The organism is Paraburkholderia sp. 2C, from assembly GCF_054589215.1.
In genome coordinates this window covers 103,378-126,027 of sequence record NZ_BAAILL010000016.1, presented here as the reverse complement: position 1 = coordinate 126,027, position 22,650 = coordinate 103,378, and the positions used below count along the sequence as shown (strand labels likewise).

Sequence of the window (22,650 nt, the reverse complement as noted above, 5' to 3'; positions counted from 1 at the left end):
TTTTCAGGTTGTTACCGGTCAGCCTTATCGGTGTAACGAGCCGAGGGTATTGAAAAGGAAAACCTATGCAAACCAGTTTGTTGAAACCCAAGATTATCGCTGTCGAATCGCTGGGCGAAAGCCACGCGAAGGTGGTCATGGAGCCGTTCGAACGCGGCTATGGTCACACCTTGGGTAACGCGCTTCGGCGCGTATTGCTGTCGTCGATGATCGGCTATGCGCCGACCGAAGTGACGATCGCAGGCGTCGTGCATGAGTATTCGACGCTCGATGGTGTGCAGGAGGATGTGGTTAACCTGTTGCTGAACCTGAAGGGCGTGGTGTTCAAGCTGCATAACCGTGACGAAGTGACGGTAACGCTGCGCAAGGAAGGTGAAGGCGTCGTCACCGCGGGCGATATCGAACTCGCGCACGACTGTGAAGTGATCAACCCCGATCACGTGATCGCGCATCTGTCGAAGGGCGGCAAGCTCGACGTGCAGATCAAGGTCGAGAAGGGGCGCGGTTATGTGCCGGGCAATGTGCGCCGCTACGGCGAAGAGTCGGCGAAGATCATCGGTCGCATCGTGCTCGACGCATCGTTCTCTCCGGTTCGCCGCGTGAGCTACGCGGTCGAAAGCGCGCGTGTCGAACAGCGTACCGACCTCGACAAGCTCGTGATGAACATCGAAACCAACGGTGTGATTTCGCCGGAGGAAGCGATTCGCCAGTCGGCGCGCATTCTGGTCGATCAACTGTCGGTGTTCGCCGCGCTTGAAGGCACGGAAGCCGCGGCAGAAGCGCCGTCGCGTGCACCGCAGATCGATCCGATCCTGCTGCGTCCGGTCGACGACCTCGAGCTCACGGTTCGTTCGGCAAACTGCCTGAAGGCCGAGAACATCTACTACATCGGCGATCTGATCCAGCGCACCGAAAACGAACTGCTGAAGACGCCTAATCTGGGCCGCAAGTCGCTGAACGAGATCAAGGAAGTGCTCGCTTCGCGCGGTTTGACGCTCGGCATGAAGCTCGAAAACTGGCCGCCGGCTGGTCTCGACAAGTAAGTCTGCAAGCAAGTCGTCGCACGCAGTAAAGCAGTACGTGCGACCGCAGTACCGCAACTGGCAAAGACGCGGATTTTCCTTTAAAATCCGCGTCTTGCCGTTTTCTCTACCGGCCCGTGCATGCCTCGTTCTCAAGAACACGAGAACCTGGGGTGCGATAGAAGAGCTGGATTAAAACTTTGAATCAAGGAAATTGAAATGCGTCACCGTCATGGTCTGCGGAAACTGAACCGCACGAGCAGCCACCGTCTGGCAATGCTCCGTAATATGTCCAACTCGCTGATCGAGCACGAAGTCATCAAGACCACGCTGCCGAAGGCGAAGGAACTCCGTAAAGTCGTCGAGCCGCTGATCACGCTCGGCAAGAAGCCGTCGCTGGCTAACCGCCGTCTGGCGTTCAACCGCCTGCGCGATCGTGACTCGGTCACGAAGCTGTTCGATGTGCTCGGTCCGCGTTTCGCGAACCGTCCGGGCGGCTATCTGCGCATCCTGAAGTTCGGCTTCCGCGTCGGCGACAACGCACCGATGGCGCTCGTCGAACTGCTCGATCGTCCGGAACCGGTTGAAGCTGAAAACGCGGTCGAAGCCGAATAAGCTCGCTGCCGTCGGCTGATACGAAGAAGCATAAAAACCAGGCCTTGCGCCTGGTTTTTTGCTTTCAGTTCCGCGTTCCGGGGCTCTTGGCACCAAGTTCTTTGCTTTGACCGGCGAGCACGGGCCGCAATCGGCAACAGTCGCAAAGCCCACGCATAAAGCCATTGCCGAAGCCCGATCGGTCATGGTGATACGATATCGGCAGCGATTTTGTACCGCTGTTTTTGTCCGGTGTAGGAGGCGTCGGAAACCATGAACGTGATCCTGATGATGACCACGGTGCCCGACACGACAATCGCCGAAAAGTTGACGTCCGGGATTCTCGCCGCGCGGCTCGCTGCTTGTGCGACGCAGCTTGGCGCCGTGCGCTCGGGCTTTCACTGGCAGGGCAAGATCGAATCAGCCGACGAAATCCAGCTGCTGTTCAAGACGAGCGTCGCCCGGGCGCAGGAGCTCGAGCAGTTCATCCTGTCGCATCACCCTTACGACACCCCGGAAATCCTTTCGTGGCAAGCGATTGCGTCAGCCGCGTACGGGCAGTGGGTCAATGCAGAAACTCAACGTCCCATCCATGTTTAACGGCCTGAATTCGCCCTCGCTCGGTGTCATGCATGTTGCCAAGCTGCTTGTCGCGTGTCTGCTGATCTCGCTGTTTTCCATCGGCGCGGCACGCGCAGCCGACGATTTCCTCGACCCTGCCGTCGCGTTCAAATTCAGTGCGACCGAACAGCCTGGTGAAATCGACGTCCACTACAAGATCGCGGACGGTTATTACATGTACCGCGAGCGCTTTTCGTTTGCGGTTCGCAATGGCACTTCGACGATCGGTCTGCCGCAACTGCCGGCCGGACACGTCAAGTTCGACGAGACCTTCCAGAAGAACGTCGAGACCTATCGCGGCGATCTGACCGTCCGGATCCCGATCAAGCAGGCGAACGGCCCGTTCGATCTCGCGGTGACGTCGCAGGGGTGCGCCGATGCGGGCATCTGCTATCCGCCGATGGAGCGCGTGTACCACGTGACGGGGGTGGCGCTGCAGCCCGCTACCGCAGGCACGGCGACGAACGCCTCGCAGTCCGCAACGCCCAGAACCGACGCCTCCGTATCGACCAGCTGGTACGAGCGTGCAACCAGTGCGGACTACGCACAATCGTTGCTGCAAGGTGGGGGATTCTTCGCGATCGTCGGTTTGTATTTCGTCGCCGGGATGGTGTTGAGCCTTCTGCCCTGTTCCTATCCGATGATCCCGATTCTCTCCGCGATCATCATCGGTGAAGGCGCGCGCGTGACCCGCGCACGCGGCTTCGGCCTATCGCTGTCGTACGTGATCGGTATGGCGCTCGTCTATACGGCGCTCGGCATCGCGGCGGCGCTCGTCGGCCAGGGCCTCGGCGCCTGGCTGCAAAATCCGTGGGTCCTCGGCGCGTTCGCCGTTCTACTGACTGCGTTCGCACTGACCTTGATCGCGGGCGTCGATATCGTGCTGCCACAGCGTTGGCAAAGCGGCGTGTCGAAAGCGTCCGAGGGCCGTTCGGGCGGTAAATTCGCGGCCGTCGCGGCGATGGGCGCGCTGTCGGCGCTCGTCGTCGGTGCCTGTATGACGGCACCGCTCTTTGCGGTGCTCGCGTTTATCGCGCACACGGGCAATGCCGCGCTCGGCGGTGCCGCGCTGTTCGCGATGGGAATCGGGCTCGGTGTGCCGCTGCTGATCATCGGCCTCGGCGCCGGGACGATTTTGCCGCGCGCCGGCGTATGGATGGACAGCGTGAAGGTGTTCTTCGGCGTCATCCTGCTGGCGGCCGCGTTGTGGATCGTCTGGCCGGTGCTTGGCGGCACTGTGCAGATGCTGCTGAGCGTGTTGTGGCTGCTGATCGCCGCCGCGGCATTAGGCCTCTTTTCGCCACCGCAGCAGATGGGCAACAGCAAAGCGCTCTGGCGCGGTCTCGGGCGGGGCATCGGCGCTGCGTGCGCGATCTGGGCGGCGGTGCTGCTGGTCGGTGTCGCGGCCGGCTCGACCGATCCGCTTCGACCGCTCGCGGTTCTGGCGGGCCGTGCGCCGGCAGCGGGCGCGCCAGGCACTGGCGCCGTCGCCGGTGCACAAAGCGACCTCGCGTTCGCGCCGGTCAACTCGTCCGGCCAGCTCGATCAGGCGGTGAAAACCGCCGCCCAGCCCGCGATGCTCGATTTCTATGCGGACTGGTGCGTCAGCTGCAAGGAAATGGAGAAGTTCACGTTCAGCGACCCGCGCGTCAATGCACGCTTGAAGCAACTGAAGCTGCTGCGCGCCGACGTCACCGCGAACAATATCGACGATCAGGCGCTGCTGAAGCGTTTCAACCTCTTCGGCCCGCCAGGAATCATCTTCTTCAATCAGGATGGGAAGGAAGTGATGCGCGTGGTCGGCTACGAATCGGCCGATACGTTCTTGCGCAGCCTCGATCGGGTCGCGGCCGCGAAACAACCACCGCAGTCCTGATCCACCAGCGCGCCGTTTAGAGATTGCGGAGCGCCGGCGTCTACGTCAAATAGCGCGCAACACAAAGAAAAAAGACGGCGCATTCTCACGAATGCTCCGCCTTTCATCATCGTCGACCTAGGACAGATCGATACAGGCCGGTCGCGCACGGCATCGACAACAAGCCTCGGCAGCCAGCGTCAACAGCCAGCGTCAACAACAACCGCGCGCGATCCGCGACACAACTGTCAACAATCAGCGACTCACTTCTGTGCCCGAAGCAGCCGTGCCGCATCAAGCGCAAAGTACGTCAGCACACCGTTCGCCCCCGCGCGCTTGAACGCGAGCAGCGATTCCATCATCACCTTGTCGTGATCGAGCCAGCCGTTTTGCGCGGCCGCCTTCAGCATCGCATACTCGCCGCTCACCTGATACACGTACGTCGGGAAATGAAACTCGTCGCGCACACGACGCACGATATCGAGGTAAGGCATGCCGGGCTTGACCATCACCATGTCCGCGCCTTCATCGATGTCGGCGCGGATCTCGCGCATCGCCTCGTCCGAATTCGCCGGGTCGAGCTGATACGTCATCTTGTTGCTCTTGCCGAGGTTCGCCGCGGAGCCGACCGCATCGCGAAACGGCCCATAAAACGCCGACGCGAACTTTGCGGAGTACGCCATGATCCGCGTGTGAATATGCTCTTCGCTTTCGAGCATCTCGCGGATTGCGCCGATGCGGCCGTCCATCATGTCCGATGGCGCGACGATGTCGACGCCGGCCTCGGCCTGCGCCTTCGCCTGCTCGATAAGAATCTCGACGGTCGCATCGTTGATCACATATCCGGCCTCGTCGAGCACGCCGTCCTGGCCGTGGCTCGTGTAAGGATCGAGTGCAACGTCCGTCAGCACGCCGAGCTCGGGGAAGCGCTTCTTCAGTTCGCGCACCGCGCGCGGAATCAGGCCGGCGGGATTGGTTGCCTCGTGGCCATCCGGCGTCTTCAACGACGGTTCGATGACAGGGAACAGCGCCAGCACCGGCACGCCCAGTTCGACGCACTGCTCGGCCACGCCTATCAGCAGATCGACGGAAACGCGTTCGACTCCGGGCATCGACGGCACCGCTTGCCGAACATTCGTGCCTTCGATGACGAACACGGGATAAATCAGGTCATTAGTGGTGAAAACGTTCTCGCGCATCATGCGGCGCGAGAACTCGTCACGGCGCATCCGGCGCGGACGGTGATGCGGGTAAAAACTCATATCGAAACTCGTGCGAATGTGAAACAGACGGCGTCTGTGTGCGAGAAACTTTTTGAGACAATGGTATATCATACCGATCGAGCAAGGCGCGCTGCGCCGACCTCCCCGCTTCTCCTCCCTGAGCGGGTGCCTGTCGTTATTCGATTAGGCTGTTTAGCCCGCCGTCTACTTGCGGCGGGTTTTTTTATGGTCGACGCAAGCGTTACGCTTCGCTCGTCGGATCAACCGCGGAGCCGTCCGCCACATCGGGCGCAATCCAGCTTTCGATCAACTCATGCGCCTCTTCGAGGCCGATTCGCTTGAGCGCCGAAAAAAGCTGTGCAGTGAGTTCGCCCTGATAGCCGGCGGCGCGATAGTCGGCAAATCCCTTCTTTGTCGCGCGCAACGCGTTGGTGCTTTCCTGACGCGTCAATTTGTCGCATTTCGTCAGCAACGTATGGATAGGCTTGCCCGTCGGCGCGAACCACTCGATCATCCGCCGGTCGAGTTCGGTCAGCGGGCGCCGCGAATCCATCATCAGGATCATCCCGCGTAATTGCGCGCGCGACTGCAAATAAGTGGACAGCAACGCTTCCCAATGGGCCTTCGCTGCACCGGGCACCTCCGCGTAGCCGTAGCCCGGCAGGTCGACCAGATGCGCGACCGGCTCGTCGGCCGGCCCGACCGAGAAGTAATTGATGTGTTGCGTGCGCCCCGGCGTTTTACTCGCGAACGCGAGGCGCCTCTGGTTGCACAGCACATTGATTGCCGTGGATTTACCCGCATTCGATCGTCCGGCAAACGCGATTTCAGGCTGCGCGGTGGGCGGCAGATCGCGCAAATGATTGACGGTGGTGAAAAAGCGAGCCTGATGGAGCAGAAAGGGCATGGGGGAACCGGGAAGGCGAGGCGGAAGCGGACGCGGAAGTGGGCACGACAGCCGCCGGGGCAAGCCCGACTGGCGTCTTGGCGATTAGCGAGTTATTGTACAATACGATGGTTTACTGAAAACCTGTGGAGCGTTGCGTGGTTCAAGGCATCATCAACGCGCACGTTCAATACGTAACTGGGTTGCGAGGTAATTCAATCAGGTAATTCGGTCGCCGTCGTATTTTGCAGAACCTCTAATTCCCACAAGACGAAACAGGGTGTGCGAATGAATCGACTGGGCAGGATTCTGGTGGTGCTTCACACAGCAGCAGGTCTTTCAGGTTTGGCGGTACAGGCAAAAGCGGCGGATCAGTCAAAGCCGGATTTGAATCGGGGGCAGGCAATTGCAGCGCAGGTTTGCGCTTCGTGTCACGGTGCGGATGGCAATAGCGCAGGCGGCGCGTATCCGAAGCTCGCCGGCCAGCATCCCGAATACCTCGTCAAAGAGCTCAAGGATTTCAAAACGCAACCGGGCGCAAAGCAACCCGCGCGGAACAATCCGATCATGGCCGGCATCGCTGGTGCGTTGTCGGATCAGGACATGGTAAACGTCGCGGCGTACTTCGCGACGCAAGCGCCGAAGCCCGGGTACGCGCACAACAAGAACACGGTGCCGCTCGGGCAGAAGATTTATCGTGCGGGTATTGCGGAAAAGGGCGTGCCGGCTTGCGCAAGCTGTCATGGACCGACAGGCCAGGGCATTCCGTCGCAGTATCCGCGCGTGTCGGGGCAGTGGTCCGACTACCTCGTTGCGCAGTTGACGGCGTTCCAGCAAGGGCCGGGCGCGCGCAACAACAATGAGGCGATGCATCAGATTGCGCAGCGTCTATCGGATAGCGAGATCAAGGCCGTCGCTGATTACATGGCCGGTTTGCATTAAGCTAGCGTCCGCGCGCAAGTCGAGCCGGCTTTGCAGCACGCTGTCGCCGCGTACACCGGTTGCGTGAAGCCGTGGTGACACGCAACCGCGGTGACGCACAGCATCGCCGGCAAAAAAACAAGAAAAGGGTGGGGGCGTCGCGACGATGCGATAGCCCTGCACCCTTTTTTGCTGTTCAGTTGGAGTGTGAATGAGCGTTACCACATCGGGTCTGCAGTCGAAATCGCGCCAGCGAGTCGCGCGCGACGCCATCGAGTTGCTCAGCTCGATGCGCTTTGCGATCGCGATGCTGGTGATCCTCGCGATCGCGAGCATCATCGGCACGGTCCTCACGCAGGACGACCCGTATCCGAATTACGTCAATCAGTTCGGTCCGTTCTGGGCCGACATCTTCCGGTCGCTGAGCCTCTACACCGTGTATAGCGCGTGGTGGTTCATGCTGATCCTCGGCTTTCTGATCGCGTCGGTATCGCTGTGTGTGATCCGCAATGCGCCGAAGATGCTCGCCGACACCAAAAGCTGGAAGGACAAGGTGCGCGAAGCGAGCCTGCGCGCGTTCCATCACAAGGGCGAGTTCGCCGTGCAGCAGACGCGCGCGCAAGCCACCACGACACTCACGCAACTGTCAGGCAAGCTCGGCTACCGGTTCGTCACGCGCGAGTCCGAAGGCGCGACGCTGATCGCCGCGAAGCGCGGCGCGATGACGAAGCTCGGCTATATCTCGGCACACCTTGCGATTGTCATTATCTGTATTGGCGGTCTGCTCGACAGCAATCTGCCGATCAAGCTGCAGATGTGGCTCTTCGACAAATCGCCGATCAGCAGCAACACGGTGATCAACGAGATTCCGCCCGAGCACCGCCTCTCGCAATCGAATCCGACTTTCCGTGGTTACGCATGGGTGCCCGAAGGGCAGCATGTGTCGACCGCGATCCTGAACCAGCCGAACGGCTCGCTCATTCAGGACCTGCCGTTCTCGATCCAGCTGAACAAGTTCATCGTCGATTACTACTCGACGGGCATGCCCAAGCTCTTCGCGAGCGACATCGTCGTGATCGATCACAAGACCGGCAAGCAGGTTCCGGCGCGCGTCGAGGTGAACAAGCCGTTCGAGTACGACGGCGTGTCGATCTATCAGTCGAGCTTCCAGGACGGCGGCTCCGAGATGAAGACGACCGCCTATCCGATGACGGGCGCAAGCGCGAAGCCGGTGCCGTTCGACGGCACGATCGGCAATTCGACGCCGCTGACGAGCGCGATTCCGGGCTCGGACGGCCAGACGGTCGAATTCGCCGATTTCCGCGCGATCAACGTCGAAAACATCACGAACGGCAACGGCCAGACCGACGCGCGCGGCGTCGCGCAGCACGAGACGCTAAAGCAGGCATTCGACGAGCGTCTCGGTTCCGGCGCGAAGACCTCGAAGCCGCTCGATCTGCATAACGTCGGCCCGTCGGTGCAGTACAAGGTGCGCGACAAGGACGGTCAGGCGCGCGAGTACAACAACTACATGCTGCCCGTGGACGTCGGCGGCGAACGTGTGTTCCTCGCCGGCATGCGCACGAATCCGGACGATCCGTTCCGCTATCTGCGCATCCCGGCCGACGAAGGCGGCACGGTCAAGGAATGGATGAGCCTGCGCGCGGCACTCGAAAATCCCGCGACGCGCGCAGAAGCCGCGCATCGTTTCGCGCAGCGCTCGGTACCGAATGCGGAACCGGAACTGCAGCAGCACCTCGAGGAAAGCGCCGTTCGCGTCCTGACCCTCTTTGCGGGCGCCGACAGCAGTCTCGCCGCGTCGGCGAACGCGCAGCCGAACACCCAGGCGCACGGCCAAACGAACACGCCCGGCGGCTTCCAGGCCATCGCGATGTTCATCGACCACTCGGTGCCGAAGGCCGAGCAGGAAAAGGCGGCAGGATTGTTGCTGCGCATGCTCGAAGGCGCGATGTGGGACGTCTGGCAAATCTCGCGCACGCAGGCGGGCGAAGCGCCGGTGCAGCCCGGCGATGCGGCGAGCCGTTTCGTGCAGAACTCGATCAACGCAATTTCCGACAGCTTTCTGTATGGATCGCCGGTTTTCCTGCAACTCGACTCGTTCAAGCAGGTGCAAGCTTCGGTATTTCAGTTGACGCGCGCGCCGGGCAAAAAAGTCGTGTATCTTGGCAGCCTGCTTCTCGTGCTGGGCATCTTTTCGATGTTTTACGTGCGTGAACGGCGCCTGTGGTTCTGGCTCAAAGACTCGGATCGCGGCGTCAACGTCGTGATGGCGATGTCGAGTGCTCGCAAGACATTCGACTTCGACAAGGAGTTCAAAGAGACGCGCGACGCGGTCGGTACGGCGCTTGGCGCCAGGCTGATCGACGAATCGGAAGCGTCCGCTGCGTCCGGCGGTGGCAGCCACCCGGCTGAACAGGCTCCCGGCCCACAAGATTCGACCCGGTAAGATCATGGACTTGACTCAGGTTTCCTCTTCCACACCCGAGCAACGGCGTGCCGGCGCGCCTGCACCGCATCATTCCCGTTTGCTCGACGACCGCCCCTTCCTGAAACGCCTGGCACCATTCGACTGGCTGTTCGCGCTGGCGCTGGTCGGCGGCGCGGGGTTTGCGCTGTCGCGCTACCACGCGTTCATGAACTACTACGACAAACTGGTGCTGGTCTGCGCGGTGCCCGTGTTCGTCGTGCTCGGCTGGCGCTGGAAACCGGTGCGGCCGCTGATGATCGGCATCGCAGCGCTGTCGCTGTCGGCCATCCAGATTTACCACGGCGATCTCACGCGCGCCGATCACGCGTTCTTCCTCAAGTATTTCCTGTCGAGCCAGTCGGCCATCCTGTGGATGAGCGCGCTCTTCGTGTTTGCGACGCTGTTCTACTGGATCGGCCTGCTATCGCGCTCCGCGACGGGCGCCGCGATCGGCTCGAAAATGACGTGGGCCGCCGTACTGATGGGCTTCACGGGCCTGATGGTGCGCTGGTACGAGTCGTACCTGATCGGCGCGGACGTCGGCCATATTCCGATCTCGAACCTCTACGAAGTGTTCGTGCTGTTCAGCCTGATTACGGCGCTCTTCTATCTGTATTACGAAACGCACTACAACACGCGCTCGCTTGGCGCGTTCGTGCTGCTCGTGATCAGCGCGGCGGTCGGCTTCCTGATGTGGTATTCGATCTCGCGCGATGCGCAGCAGATCCAGCCGCTCGTGCCCGCGCTGCAGAGCTGGTGGATGAAGATCCACGTGCCGGCGAACTTTATCGGTTACGGCAGCTTTGCGCTGTCCGCGATGGTCGGCGTCGCGTATCTGATGAAGGAACGTGGCGTGTTAGCGGACCGCCTGCCGACGCTCGATGTGCTCGACGACGTGATGTACAAGTCGATCGCGGTCGGCTTCGCGTTCTTTACCGTGGCGACGATTCTCGGCGCGCTGTGGGCCGCGGAAGCGTGGGGCGGCTACTGGAGCTGGGACCCGAAGGAGACGTGGGCGCTGATCGTATGGCTCAATTACGCCGCATGGCTGCATATGCGCCTGATGAAAGGCCTGCGCGGCGCGGTGGCGGCATGGTGGGCGCTGACCGGCCTGCTTGTCACGACCTTCGCGTTCCTCGGCGTGAATATGTTTCTCTCGGGGCTGCATAGCTACGGGAAGCTGTAATATTGGCGCTTCAGAACCGACCAATAACCGCCGCGTGCCATGCACCGGCGGTTTTTTTATGGGGCGCGGGATGATTTCCGAATTCCTTTCGTTTGCTACAACAGGGGTAGTGGACGACGCAATTCCGGACGAATCTTCGGACTGAACCTTCCGCTACACGCCGAACGATGAAATGAGCGTGCCCGACAAGGCGCGCGAGGAGCAGCAACATGTGGATCAAGCGTACCGGCACGTCGCGACTGGCCGGCGACGACATTGCGCGCAGCGAGATCACGCCGCAGCGGATCTTCGAAAACAGGCGGCGCGTGCTGCAGGCAGCGGGCGCCGCGGCCCTGGGTGGGCTGATCGGCGCGGGCGTGCACGAAGACGCCCATGCGGCGTTCTCGTCGCCGGACTCAAAGGCGCCGAAGCTCGTGGCAAAGACGAACCCGAAATTCGTCGTCGTCGACAAGCCGACGCCGTTCCAGGACGTCACGACTTACAACAACTTCTACGAGTTCGGCACGGACAAGTCGGACCCCGCGCATCACGCCGGCACGCTGCGGCCGCGGCCGTGGAAGGTGAGCGTGGAAGGCGAGATCAAGAACCCGAAGGTCTACGATCTCGACGAACTGCTGAAGCTCGCGCCGCTCGAAGAGCGCGTGTATCGCCTGCGGTGCGTCGAAGGCTGGTCGATGGTGATTCCGTGGATCGGCGTCCCGCTGTCGGAGCTGATCAAGCGCGCGCAGCCGACCGGCAACGCCAGGTACGTGCAGTTCATCACGCTCGCCGATCCGTCGCAGATGCCGGGCTTGTCGGACCCGATTCTCGATTGGCCGTATTCGGAAGGGCTGCGGATGGACGAAGCGATGAATCCGCTCACGCTGCTGACAGTGGGACTCTACGGTCAGGTGCTGCCGAACCAGAACGGTGCGCCGGTGCGCATCGTCGTGCCGTGGAAATATGGCTTCAAGAGCGCCAAATCGCTGGTGAAGATCCGCTTCGTCGAGAAGCAGCCGCCGACCAGCTGGAACACCTATGCGCCGAACGAGTACGGCTTTTATTCGAACGTGAATCCGAACGTCGACCATCCGCGCTGGAGTCAGGCGACCGAGCGGCGCATCGGCGAAGACGGCTTTTTCACGCCGAAGCGCAAGACGCTGATGTTCAATGGTTACGGCGATCTGGTCGCGTCGATGTATCAGGGCATGGACCTGAAGAAGAACTTCTGAGCGCAGAGGGAGACGTAGATGGCAACGGAAACGCAAACGGTATCGTCGGGGCGTAAGGTGCCGCTTGCGGCGACACCTGCCGCGGGCAGTGTTGCCGCGACGCGCGATGCCGGTGCCGCCGGCGCGAAGAAGAAACCCGCGACGGCGGCAAACGGGCGCTGGATCGTGCCCGTGAAGATCGCGGTATTTGTCGCGTGTCTCTATCCGCTCGGACGGCTCGTGCTGTTCGGCTTCACCGGTCAGCTGAGTGCGAATCCGATCGAGTTCATCACGCGCTCGACCGGGCTCTGGACGCTCGTGTTTCTGTGCATCACGCTCGCCGTGACGCCGCTGCGCAAGCTGACCGGCGTCAACGCGGTACTGCGGTTTCGCCGCATGCTCGGGCTCTATGCTTTCTTCTACGGCGCGCTGCACTTTACGACGTACTTCTGGTTCGACAAGTGGTTCGACGTCGCCGAAATTCTGAAGGACATCGGCAAGCGGCCGTTCATCACGGTCGGATTTGCCGCGTTCGTGCTGCTGATTCCGCTCGCCGTCACGTCGCCGAAAGCGATGGTGCGCAAGCTCGGGCGGCGCTGGCAGGTGCTGCATCGCGCGATCTATCCGATCGCGGCGCTGGCGATCCTGCACTTCTGGTGGATGAAGGCCGGCAAGCACGATCTGATCTTGCCGAAGATTTACGGCGCAATTGTGCTTGCGCTGCTCGGGTGGCGGTTGATCGTGTGGGCGCGCGAACGGGCTGCGCGGCGGAGCGCGGCGCGACGCTGATCGTCGGTCGGGCCGCGGTTGGTGACTCAGTGGGTGCTGAGCGGGTGACTCAGCGGGTGCCGCAGTCGGTGCCTTGGCGGGCACCCTGCTGGCGCTGCGGTCAGCGTCCGGCTCGGCGCCTTACCGAGCCGTTGCTGTTGCGTTAACCCGGCAGCAGCGATTCGCCCGCGAAGAGCTGCCCGACGTCTTCACGCGCACGCACGACATGCACCTTGTCGCCGTCCACCATCACCTCGGCGGCGCGCGGGCGGGTGTTGTAGTTCGAGCTCATCACGAAGCCGTACGCGCCCGCGGAGCGGATCGCGAGCAGATCGCCGGGTTCCACGGCCAGTTCGCGGTTGCGGCCGAGCCAGTCGCCGCTTTCGCAGACCGGGCCCACGACGTCATAGACGTGCTTCGGCTCATTGCGCACGACAACCGGTTCGATTGCGTGATACGCCTCGTACATCGCGGGACGCGCGAGGTCGTTCATCGCGGCGTCGACGATCACGAAGTTCTTTTCGACGCCCGGCTTCAGGAACTCGACCTGCGTCAACAGAATACCGGCGTTGCCGACGAGCGAGCGCCCCGGCTCGAAATACACTTCGCGATGGCCATGCCCGCGCGCTTCGATCCGATCGAGCACCGTGCGCACGAATACGCCGATATCGGGCGGTGTTTCGTCGTCGTAGGTGATGCCGAGGCCGCCGCCCACATCGATATGGCGGATCGTCAAACCATCGGCCTCGATCTGCTCGACGAGTTCGAGCAGGCGGTCGATCGCATCGAGATATGGCGCGACCTCGGTAATCTGCGAACCGATATGGCAGTCGATGCCGACCACCTCGAGGTGCCGCATCGCCGCGGCTGCGCGATAGGTGGCGCGTGCGTCGTCGAATGCGACGCCGAACTTGTTCGCTTTCAGGCCTGTCGAGATATACGGATGCGTTTTCGCATCGACGTCCGGATTCACACGCAGCGACACCGGCGCCCGCTTGCCCATCGCCCCGGCCACTTCGTTCAGGCGATCGAGTTCGGGAATCGATTCGACGTTGAAGCACTTCACGCCCGCCGCGAGCGCTTCGCGCATCTCGGCAGCACGCTTGCCGACGCCCGAAAACACCGTATTTTCCGCCTTGCCGCCAGCGGCAAGCACACGTGCGAGTTCGCCGCCCGATACGATGTCGAAGCCCGCGTTCATGCGCGCGAATACGTTGAGCACCGCGAGATTGCTGTTTGCCTTCACGGCCACATGCACGCTCGCCCGACGGCCCGCGCATGCGCCCGCATAGGCTTGCCAGGCGTCGGTCAGCGCCGCGCGCGAGTAGACGTAGAGCGGTGTGCCGAAGCGCTCGGCAAGCGAGACGGCCGACACGCCTTCGGCGTGCAGCACGCCGTCGACGTGGGCGAAGGCTGATCGAGTCATGCGAAGGTCTTGGTGAGGTCTTGAAGTCTCGGCAAGCGAGGGTCTTATTGCGCCTGAGGAACGCTGGAGGCGGGCCGTTGCGGCAGCGGCGCCGTGGTGCCGCTAGTAGGCATCTGCATTGCTTCGTCAGGCGACAGCGACAACGGTTCGCCGGTGGTGTCCGGAATGCTTGACGACGCCGTTTCCGGCGTTGGTTTCACCTCGTCGGGCGACGGCGGTTGCGTCTGTTCCTGCGGCTTTGGCGGCAACGGCGGTACGGTAGGCAGATAGAGCGCGCCGCGTTGGCCGCAGCCAGTGAGCACGACGGCTGCGAGAACGGACAAAGCCGCTACAATCGCGCTCATCCGGAAAACGGCTCGCATGACTGTCCCTGTGTAACGAATCCGCTGGAGTTTAGCATGTCCGATACTGATTACCTGGCTCGTGCCGAAGCTGTGCTGGCCGCCGTCGAGCGCGCACTCGACTACACCGACGCCGATATCGAGTTCGAACGCAGCGGCAATGTGCTGACGCTCGAATTCGAGAATGGCACGAAGATCATCGTGAACCTGCAGCCGCCGATGCAGGAGATCTGGATCGCGGCGAAGTCGGGTGGTTACCACTTCCGCTTCGTCGACGGCAAATGGCGCGATACCCGCAACGGCACGGAATTCTTTACCGCGCTGTCCGACTATGCGTCGCAGCAGGCCGGCGAGCCCGTGCAGATCACGCCCTGACGCTGGCATCGAGGCGTCATCGCGCACCTGAAACGCGGTAGGCGTGCCCGCTTTCGCGGGCACGCGTGCGCTTGAGCCTGCCGCTCGCTAGTGCCCGCGGAACAGGTTCATGATGTCCTGCTTCTCCTGTTCTCCGACCTGCTGTGGCGCGGCGCCCTCGGTTCCGCTTGCCATCTCGTCGGCCGGCGCTTGCGGGACGCCTACCGACGCGATAAAGCCGTTGCCCGGCGTAAAGCCATCGAGATACAGCTCGTCGCCGATCGTCGTGACGCCTTCGGGCATCGGCATCTTGTACTCGGGCACGCCTTTGAGTGCGCGGGCCATGTATTCGATCCACACCGGCAGCGCGAGCCCGCCGCCGGTTTCCTTATCGCCGAGGCTGCGCGGGTTGTCGTAGCCGATCCATGCAATGGCGGTCAGCGTGTGCTGGTAGCCCGCGAACCACGCGTCGCGTGAGTCGTTGGTGGTGCCGGTCTTGCCACCGAGGTCGGTGCGCTTCAGCACGTTCGATTTCGCGCCTGTGCCGCGTTGCGCGACGCTTTGCAGCAGGCTGTTCATCACATACGCGTTGCGCGGCTCGATCGCGTGCGGCGCGCTTTGCCCGGCCACGAGCGGCTGCGCGTGGGCCACGACGCCGCCGCGCTGGTCGGTCACTTCCGCAATCAGATACGGATTGACACGGTAACCACCGTTGGCGAACACGGAGTATGCGGCCGCCATCTGCAGCGGCGTGACGAGGCCCGCGCCGAGCGCCATCGGCAGGTACGCCGGATGACGATCGGCGTCGAAGCCGAATTGCGTGATATAGCGCTGCGCGTACTTCGTGCCGATCTGGTTCAGGATGCGGATCGACACAAGGTTTTTCGACTTCTGCAGTGCGGTGCGCATCGTCATCGGACCGTCGAAGCCACCGCCGTAGTTTTTCGGCTCCCATGCCTGGCCGCCTGTTTCGGCGGCGCTGAAAAAGAGCGGCGCGTCGTTGATCACCGTCGCGGGTCCGAGGCCTTTTTCGAGCGACGCCGAATAGATGAATGGCTTGAAGCTCGAGCCCGGCTGCCGCCATGCCTGCGTGACGTGGTTGAACTTGTTCTTGTTGAAGTCGAAGCCGCCGATCAACGCGCGGATCGCGCCGTCCTGCGGCACGACCGAGATAAAGGCGCCTTCGACCTGCGGCAATTGCGTGATCGACCAGTCGCCGTCGTCGTCCTTCACGACACGCACGATCGCACCGGGCCGGATCCGCTGATTCGGCTGAGCGCGTGAGTTCAATGCAGAAGCCGCGTAACGAAGCCCGCCGTCGGTAATCGTCACGGCGTTGCCGCCAATCAATGTGGCCTGCACCTGCTTCGGGTTCGCCGCTGTGACGACCGCGGCATAAATTTCACCGTTGTCCGGGTGTTCGAGCAGTGCATCGTCGATAGCCTGTTCGCGATCGTCGGCATCGGCCGGCAAGTCGATAAACGCTTCGGGGCCGCGATAGCCATGCCGGCGTTCGTAGTCCATCAGCCCCTTGCGCAGCGCACGATAGGCGACGTCCTGATCGGCCGAATCGATCGTCGTGACGACGTTCAGGCCACGCGTGTAGGCTTCTTCGCGATACTGCGCGTACATCATCTGCCGGACCATTTCGGCGACGTACTCCGCGTGTACGCTGAATTCCTTGCCCGCGCCCTTCACGACCAGCGGCTGACGCGCCGCATCGTCGAACTGCTGCTGCGTGATGTAGTGCAGTTCGAGCATGCGCTGCAGGATGTACTCCTGACGCACCTTCGCGCGTTTCGGATTGACGACCGGGTTGTACGCGGACGGCGCCTTCGGCAGCCCCGCAAGCATTGCGCATTCGGCGAGCGTGAGGTCTTTCAGATCCTTGCCGAAATACACGCGCGCCGCGCTCGCAAAACCATAGGCGCGCTGCCCGAGATAGATCTGATTCATGTAGACCTCGAGAATTTGATCTTTCGAGAGCTTCGACTCGATCTTGTACGCGAGCAGCATCTCGTACACCTTGCGCGTGTACGTTTTCTCGCTCGACAGAAAGAAGTTGCGTGCGACCTGCATCGTGATCGTGCTCGCGCCTTGCGTGGCATGGCCGTTCGTCAGCGCGACGAAGCCCGCGCGCGCGATGCCGGTCAGATCGACGCCGCCGTGATCGTAGAAGCGCGCATCCTCGATGGCGAGCACCGCCTTCTTGAGATTGTCCGGCACGTCGCGGATATGCACGATATCGCGCCGCTCCTCGCCGAACTCGCCGATCAGCACGTGATCGGCCGTATAGATGCGCAGCGGCACCTTCGGTTGATAGTCGGTGAGCGCTTCGAGCGAAGGCAGATTCGGCGTCGCGACGACGAGCGCATAGCCGAGTACGAGCGCGACACACAGGATGCCGGCAAAGATAAGGCCTACGAAACCGAAAATGAGCGTGAGCCACAACGGACGCTTGCGTTTGCGCGGCGCCGGCGGCGGGGAAGACGGATTCGAAGTTTGTTGCATATGACCACCAGAAACCAGTCCCGCGATTATAGCCGCGCGCATCGTCAGCTTTCGATGCGCTTACATGCGGCGCTGATCGGCGAGCACCCGCGAGGACAACCGGCGACGACCGCGACACTGAAAAACCCCAGTGCGAACGGCATCGCGGAATGACATCACTGTAGTCCCTTCGCGCACGAGCGGGCAGTCGTTGCGCGCGCGTTAGCCATTCGGCCGAATTTCGCAGACGAAACAGTCTCGACACAATCCTCTCCGTTGTCCGCGTTCGAATGGGTTGTGCGCGGGTTGGTGAAAGGGAGGCAAGATGGCGTTGAAAACTTCGTTGGAAATGGCGGTGCGCCGGTTCGCGGCTGGCATCGACCTGGGTCCGCACGCGGTGCGGCTTGTCGTGCTGAGCAGGGGCATGTGCGGCAATGGGCCACTGCGTATCGATTGCGTCGCGTCGATGCCGGTGCGATCCGGCGCGATGGCGGGCGCCGAGATCATCGATCGGCCGGCGGTTGCGCAGGCGCTCTTCGATGTGTTCGACTGCGTGCCGCCCGAACACGTCCTGCTTTCGCTGCGCTGTGCGATGGCGATTCCTGGCTCGGCCACGCTGACGGCAAGCGTGCCTCTCAAGCAGCTTCAGCAGCTCGCGCCGACCATGCGTCGCCCGCGCCCGCGCATGCCGGTGGCCGATTACGCGGAAGGCGACATGCTGACCGCACTGGAGCCCGCCGTGATGATTGAAATCGAGCGCATCGCGGGAGTCGAGCGGCACGCGCTCGCGGTCGACTGGTATATCGACAGGTCGGCGCTCGAAGGCGGCGAAGTGACGATTGCCGCCACCGCGAGGCAGCATCTCGAGGCGCGCATCGAATGCGCCGCGATCGCCGGCATCTCGCTAACGGCGATCGACGGCGAACCGCACGCGGCGCTGCGCGCGATGCGCTATTCGGCGGCGCAGGAACTGGAACCGGGTGACGAGTACGCAGCCCTTTGGGTCGGCGGCGACGGCATTTATGGCTGGCGCCTGACGGATGAAACGGTCATCGCATCGATGCACTATCCGGCGCCCGAGCACGGCAGTCTCGCCGATGCGCTGCGCGACCTCGCCGAGGGCGCCCCGCTTTCCGCGGTGTTCGTGGCGGGGGATATCGATCTGCTCGATGGTGTCTCGATGTCGCTTGCCGACATCGGCGACGTGCTCGGTTGCATGGTGTTCCCGTTCGAATGCACGTTGCTCGGTCAGGTCGCGGTGCCGTACGAAAGCGATCTGCTGCACGATCCCGCGACTGCGGTCGCGTTCGGGCTCGCCGTGCGCGGTGTGTACGAATGAAGCGGTTCACGTTGCGTGTCGGCGTTGCGCCGTCGCAGCGTGCGCGTCCGGTGCGGGCAGGCGGATTCAATCTGCTGCCGCACCGGCAGTTCGCCGCACGCCGCGAACGGCGGCGCCGCATCGTCGAAGTGCTGGCGGCGCTCGTCGTGGGATGCATCGCAGTGCTCATGCTGGCGGCCTGGCAAGCCGTCGAACGTGTGCGGCTCGATGGGCAGCGCGTTTCACTCGAGCGCTCGCTCGCGCAACTGTCGGCGCCGCTAGCCGAACACAAGCGGCTAGCGCGTGCCGCCGAGGATATGCGCACGCGCGCGGCGCACGCGGCGATGCGCTCGGAACCGCTGGTGCATCTCCTGTCGCTGCTCGACGCGCTGGGTCGCGAGTCGGACGACAAGGTCGTCTTGCAGCAATTGCGCCAGCGTGAACGCGAGACGGAGCTGCTCGCGAGCGCGCGCGATCACGCGGTGCCCGCGTCGTGGGTGAAACGGCTTGCCGCGATACACGGTGTGAAGGATGCCGAAGTCAAGGAGCAGCGCCGCGCGACGGTTCCCGCGCACGGTGACGTGCAAAACGCGAGTGGCGAAATCGAATTTTCGGCGCGCCTCTATTGGGCCGGTGCGCATGAACCGGCGGCGCGCGGCAATGCGCCTGCCGCAGCGCGTCCGGTACGAGGCGCCAACGTGCGAGGTTTGAAATGAATACGACGCTTACTGGCCGCCTCGGCCCGATCAATAGAGGAAAAACGCAGCGGCATGAGGCAGGGGCCTCTCTCGCACCCTTCGCGGCGCTGCGCGAGTGGTGCGTGCGAAACCCGCTGCTGTTCCGGTTTCTGGCCGCGAGTCTGATCGCAATCGCGACGTTCGCGATTGCGGCGAACGCGTGGATCGCGGCGGACTTCATGGGCACGCAGGCAATGCGTGCGCGGGTCGACGAGGCGCAAGAGCATCTTGACAGCGCGCAGCGTGCTGTCGGCGAACTGCCGGCACTGCGTGCATTGGCCGGCGCGGAAGGTCTTGCGAATCCGACGCGGGCGTCCGACAGCAGTGCATCGACCGATGACGTGCGCATCGTGTCGCAACTGGCGGCGCGCGGCGGCATGTCATTGGTCGCGCTTGAGCCCGGTGCGGTAACGGGCACCGGTATCGACGCGATGCGTCCGCTGCGCATGACGGCGCTCGCGAGTTTCGCGCAATTGCTGGCCTTCATGCGCGCGCTGCCCAGCCTGCCGGTGCTGATCGTGCCGGGAGAACTGCTCATCAAGCAGACTGGCAATCCAGGAGGCGGACTGTTGACGGTCAGTGCGACGCTCAACGTGTTCGACGCACTTCGTCCGTCCAGTCAGCTCGAAAGTCTGAACGACGATCTGACGACGGATGACGACGAAGATATCGTTTTTTACGACCCTTTCTCGCGTCCTTTCGCTCCCGATGCGCGTATACCCGGTTCGGACACGGTCGGCTTTCGCCTTGTCGGACTCCTTTACGATCTCGCACGCGGGCTCGGGCTCGTCGAAACACCCGATGGCGATGCAACGCTCGAGGCGGGGCAGCGTGTCGGCGCGGATAGCGTCGCGCGTGTCGACGGGTTCGGCATTACGCTCGCCGCGCGCGATGGAAGCGAGCACCGGTTGATGTTCGAGGAAGCGGTGCAATGAAGACCCGATATTGCGTGAAGTTGTTGCTTGCGTCGGCCGCGATGGCGAGTGCGGCCGCACATGCGTCGCTGCCGCCGTTGCCCGAGCCGATGCCGCTTGACGATGCGACTGCGCCTTATGGTGTGCCGCCGCTGCCGGCGCTTGCCTCCGACCAGCTGCGCAATCCGTTCAACGCGCAATCGGCAGGCAGCGATGAACTCGCCGAAGTCGATTCCCCCGGCAATGCATTGGCCGTGGCAGATGAGGACGAGACCGCACCGCGAACAATCGCGGCAAAGAGCGCATTGACGTCGCGCCCGGAGCCACCGCGCGCCGCAGACCCGCAGACCGCGCTCGAAGGGCCGCCCGTTCCGCTCGCGCCTTTGACGCGCCTCACGACCGCGTCGACCGGTTCAGCTACCGACGATCTGCCGCCCGACCGGCCGATTTCGCTGAACTTCCGGCACGCGGAACTCGGCGCGGTGCTGAATGCGTTTGCGCAGTTCACAGGCCTCAATATCATCGCGAGCGGCAAGGCCCGCGCGTCCGTCACGTTGCATCTCGACAAGGTGCCGTGGCGCACCGCGTTCGATACGCTGCTCGACGTCAACGGGCTGGCGATGGAGCGTCGCGGCAATGTGATCTGGGTCGCGCCGCTCGCCGAACTCGCCGCGCGCGAACGGCAGCGCTTCGAAGCGCACGCGCGTGGCGCGGATCTCGAACCGCTCGCGAGCCGCACGTTCGAACTGCACTATGCGCACGCGGAAGAAGTTCGCAAGATGCTGACGGGGTCGGGCAGCCAGCGCGTATTGTCGAAACGCGGCGCGGTGATCGCCGATCCGCGCACGAATCTGCTTTTCGTCACCGATCTGCAGGCGCGTCTCGACGACATCGCGCAACTGGTCGAGACACTCGATCAGCCGACGCGGCAGGTGATGATCGAAGCGCGTATCGTCGAAGGCGAGCTCGGCTTTTCGCGCAATCTGGGCGTTAAGCTGTCGATGGCGGCCACGAGCGAGGATGGCTCGGCTATGGGCATAACGGGCGGCAAGGAAGGGGCGATCCACGATCTGTCGGCGCGGCCGATTTCCGGCTTCGATGCGGCCACCGCGGGTTTGACGCTGTTCGCCGCGCGTGCCACGCGTCTGCTCAACATCGAGCTCAGTGCGCTCGAAGCGGAGGGGCGCGGGCAGATCGTGTCGAGTCCGCGCGTGGTCACCGCGGACCGCATGAAGGCGATCGTCGAGCAGGGCACGGAACTGCCGTATCAGGCGAAGGTCGGTCAAGGCGTATCGGGCGTGCAGTTTCGCCGCGCGAGCCTGAAGCTCGAGGTCGAACCGCAAATCACGCCGGACGGCAGAGTCGTGCTCGACCTCGATGTCGCGAAAGACAGCGTCGGCGAGCAGACCGCAGCGGGCCCCGCGATCAACACGAAACACGTGCAAACGCGCGTGCAGGTCGAGGACGGCGGGACGGTGTCGATCGGCGGCATCTACGAGACCGACAATCGCGACGATGTGACTCGCGTGCCGGTCCTGGGCAAAATACCGCTTTTAGGCGCGCTTTTTCGCCATCGCGCGCATCGGGACGCACGCAGCGAACTGGTCGTTTTCATCACGCCGACCGTTGTACAGATGAATTGATGCACAAAAGGACCCTGCACAACACATGCGGGGCCGCAGGCTCGACAAGCCGGCCGCTTTGCCAGTAAGCTGCGGCACGAACCCAACCGGATTGAGTAAGAGGACACCGTTGCAAGCGCGGGACGCACACGCCAGTGTATTTTTCGTAGGGCTCATGGGAGCGGGCAAGACGACCGTCGGCCGCGCCGTGGCGAGGCGGCTCGATCGTCCGTTCTTCGATTCCGACCACGAGATCGAGGAGCGCACGGGTGCCCGTATTCCGGTGATTTTCGAGCTCGAAGGCGAAGCCGGTTTTCGTGAACGTGAAGCGCAGGCGATCGAAGACCTGACGAGCCGCGCGGGAATCGTGCTCGCGACCGGCGGCGGCGCGATTCTTCGGCCCGAAAATCGCGATGCGCTGCGCAATCGCGGGCTGGTCGTCTATCTGCGCGCGAATCCGCATGATTTATGGCTGCGCACGCGGCGCGACAAGAACCGCCCGCTGCTGCAGACGGAGGACCCGAAAGCGAAGCTCGAAGCGCTCTTCGAGGTGCGCGATCCGCTTTACCGCGAATGCGCGCACTTCGTCATCGAGACCGGGCGGCCGTCGGTGAGCGGCCTCGTCAATATGGTGCTGATGCAGCTCGAGATGGCGGGCATCGGCAAGCCACCTGCAGCATAATCGTGAACATGA

At 62.9% G+C, this 22,650-nt stretch carries 20 protein-coding genes; 15 read left to right on the top strand and 5 right to left on the bottom strand.

What is annotated here, in order from left to right; genetic code table 11:
- The first annotated feature begins 65 nt into the window (after positions 1-65).
- The 4 genes from ACYPXD_RS04430 to dsbD all read left to right on the top strand — a co-directional run bounded on the left by ACYPXD_RS04430 (position 66) and on the right by dsbD (position 4,113).
- Positions 66-1,043, top strand: coding sequence for a DNA-directed RNA polymerase subunit alpha (locus ACYPXD_RS04430; protein WP_027199071.1), 978 nt, complete (start codon positions 66-68; stop codon positions 1,041-1,043).
- A gap of 198 nt (positions 1,044-1,241) precedes the next feature.
- On the top strand, positions 1,242-1,637 hold the full coding sequence (gene rplQ / locus ACYPXD_RS04425; RefSeq protein WP_219798723.1) for a 50S ribosomal protein L17: 396 nt from the start codon (positions 1,242-1,244) through the stop codon (positions 1,635-1,637).
- 252 nt (positions 1,638-1,889) lie between these two features.
- Positions 1,890-2,216: a divalent-cation tolerance protein CutA gene (cutA, locus tag ACYPXD_RS04420; RefSeq protein WP_459707914.1), complete on the top strand. Its 327-nt coding sequence runs from the start codon at positions 1,890-1,892 to the stop codon at positions 2,214-2,216.
- Positions 2,209-4,113: a protein-disulfide reductase DsbD gene (gene dsbD / locus ACYPXD_RS04415; protein WP_459707971.1), complete on the top strand. Its 1,905-nt coding sequence runs from the start codon at positions 2,209-2,211 to the stop codon at positions 4,111-4,113. Before cutA ends, dsbD begins: the two co-directional genes overlap by 8 nt.
- A 242-nt stretch (positions 4,114-4,355) precedes the next feature.
- Here the strand turns inward: dsbD and hemB are convergent, their stop codons facing one another.
- Positions 4,356-5,354, bottom strand: coding sequence for a porphobilinogen synthase (hemB, locus tag ACYPXD_RS04410; protein WP_459707912.1), 999 nt, complete (start codon positions 5,352-5,354; stop codon positions 4,356-4,358).
- Positions 5,355-5,556: 202 nt separating this feature from the next.
- The gene (yihA, locus tag ACYPXD_RS04405; RefSeq protein ID WP_459707910.1) at positions 5,557-6,222 is read right to left on the bottom strand and encodes a ribosome biogenesis GTP-binding protein YihA/YsxC; all 666 of its coding nucleotides are present in this window, start codon (positions 6,220-6,222) and stop codon (positions 5,557-5,559) included.
- Between the two features lie 267 nt (positions 6,223-6,489).
- Here yihA and ACYPXD_RS04400 point away from each other — a divergent pair, with 267 nt between their 5' ends.
- From ACYPXD_RS04400 to msrQ, 5 genes are all read left to right on the top strand, one after another.
- Positions 6,490-7,143: a c-type cytochrome gene (locus tag ACYPXD_RS04400; protein WP_459707908.1), complete on the top strand. Its 654-nt coding sequence runs from the start codon at positions 6,490-6,492 to the stop codon at positions 7,141-7,143.
- A gap of 190 nt (positions 7,144-7,333) precedes the next feature.
- On the top strand, positions 7,334-9,589 hold the full coding sequence (locus tag ACYPXD_RS04395) for a cytochrome c biogenesis protein ResB (protein ID WP_459707906.1): 2,256 nt from the start codon (positions 7,334-7,336) through the stop codon (positions 9,587-9,589).
- A 4-nt stretch (positions 9,590-9,593) separates the two neighbouring features.
- Positions 9,594-10,796 (top strand): c-type cytochrome biogenesis protein CcsB, encoded by a 1,203-nt coding sequence (gene ccsB, locus ACYPXD_RS04390; RefSeq protein ID WP_459707904.1) that lies wholly within the window; start codon positions 9,594-9,596, stop codon positions 10,794-10,796.
- 209 nt (positions 10,797-11,005) lie between these two features.
- Positions 11,006-12,007, top strand: a complete 1,002-nt coding sequence (gene msrP / locus ACYPXD_RS04385; protein WP_459707902.1) for a protein-methionine-sulfoxide reductase catalytic subunit MsrP — start codon at positions 11,006-11,008, stop codon at positions 12,005-12,007.
- 18 nt (positions 12,008-12,025) lie between these two features.
- Positions 12,026-12,775: a protein-methionine-sulfoxide reductase heme-binding subunit MsrQ gene (gene msrQ, locus ACYPXD_RS04380; protein WP_459707900.1), complete on the top strand. Its 750-nt coding sequence runs from the start codon at positions 12,026-12,028 to the stop codon at positions 12,773-12,775.
- 142 nt (positions 12,776-12,917) lie between these two features.
- Here msrQ and lysA read toward each other — a convergent pair whose 3' ends face one another.
- The gene (lysA, locus tag ACYPXD_RS04375; protein WP_459707898.1) at positions 12,918-14,180 is read right to left on the bottom strand and encodes a diaminopimelate decarboxylase; all 1,263 of its coding nucleotides are present in this window, start codon (positions 14,178-14,180) and stop codon (positions 12,918-12,920) included.
- A gap of 44 nt (positions 14,181-14,224) precedes the next feature.
- Positions 14,225-14,542 carry an LPS translocon maturation chaperone LptM gene (gene lptM / locus ACYPXD_RS04370; RefSeq protein ID WP_459707896.1) on the bottom strand — a complete coding sequence of 106 codons (318 nt, stop codon included), beginning with the start codon at positions 14,540-14,542 and terminating at the stop codon, positions 14,225-14,227.
- Positions 14,543-14,578: 36 nt separating this feature from the next.
- On the opposite strand from lptM, the gene cyaY reads away from it, so the two are divergent.
- Positions 14,579-14,896 (top strand): iron donor protein CyaY, encoded by a 318-nt coding sequence (gene cyaY, locus ACYPXD_RS04365; protein ID WP_459707894.1) that lies wholly within the window; start codon positions 14,579-14,581, stop codon positions 14,894-14,896.
- Positions 14,897-14,983: 87 nt separating this feature from the next.
- Here the strand turns inward: cyaY and ACYPXD_RS04360 are convergent, their stop codons facing one another.
- Positions 14,984-17,386 carry a penicillin-binding protein 1A gene (locus ACYPXD_RS04360; RefSeq protein ID WP_459707892.1) on the bottom strand — a complete coding sequence of 801 codons (2,403 nt, stop codon included), beginning with the start codon at positions 17,384-17,386 and terminating at the stop codon, positions 14,984-14,986.
- Between the two features lie 304 nt (positions 17,387-17,690).
- On the opposite strand from ACYPXD_RS04360, the gene pilM reads away from it, so the two are divergent.
- The 5 genes from pilM to ACYPXD_RS04335 all read left to right on the top strand — a co-directional run bounded on the left by pilM (position 17,691) and on the right by ACYPXD_RS04335 (position 22,638).
- Entirely contained in the window at positions 17,691-18,704 is a 1,014-nt protein-coding gene (gene pilM / locus ACYPXD_RS04355) for a type IV pilus biogenesis protein PilM (RefSeq protein ID WP_459707890.1), read from the top strand.
- The gene (locus ACYPXD_RS04350; protein WP_459707888.1) at positions 18,701-19,399 is read left to right on the top strand and encodes a fimbrial assembly protein; all 699 of its coding nucleotides are present in this window, start codon (positions 18,701-18,703) and stop codon (positions 19,397-19,399) included. The genes pilM and ACYPXD_RS04350 overlap by 4 nt, the downstream gene beginning before the upstream one ends.
- Complete coding sequence (locus ACYPXD_RS04345; RefSeq protein WP_459707886.1) at positions 19,396-20,355, top strand: hypothetical protein; 960 nt, start codon at positions 19,396-19,398, stop codon at positions 20,353-20,355. The genes ACYPXD_RS04350 and ACYPXD_RS04345 overlap by 4 nt, the downstream gene beginning before the upstream one ends.
- Entirely contained in the window at positions 20,352-21,977 is a 1,626-nt protein-coding gene (locus tag ACYPXD_RS04340) for a type IV pilus secretin PilQ (RefSeq protein WP_459707883.1), read from the top strand. Before ACYPXD_RS04345 ends, ACYPXD_RS04340 begins: the two co-directional genes overlap by 4 nt.
- Positions 21,978-22,086: 109 nt before the next feature.
- Entirely contained in the window at positions 22,087-22,638 is a 552-nt protein-coding gene (locus tag ACYPXD_RS04335; RefSeq protein ID WP_459707969.1) for a shikimate kinase, read from the top strand.
- The last annotated feature ends 12 nt before the right edge of the window (positions 22,639-22,650 follow it).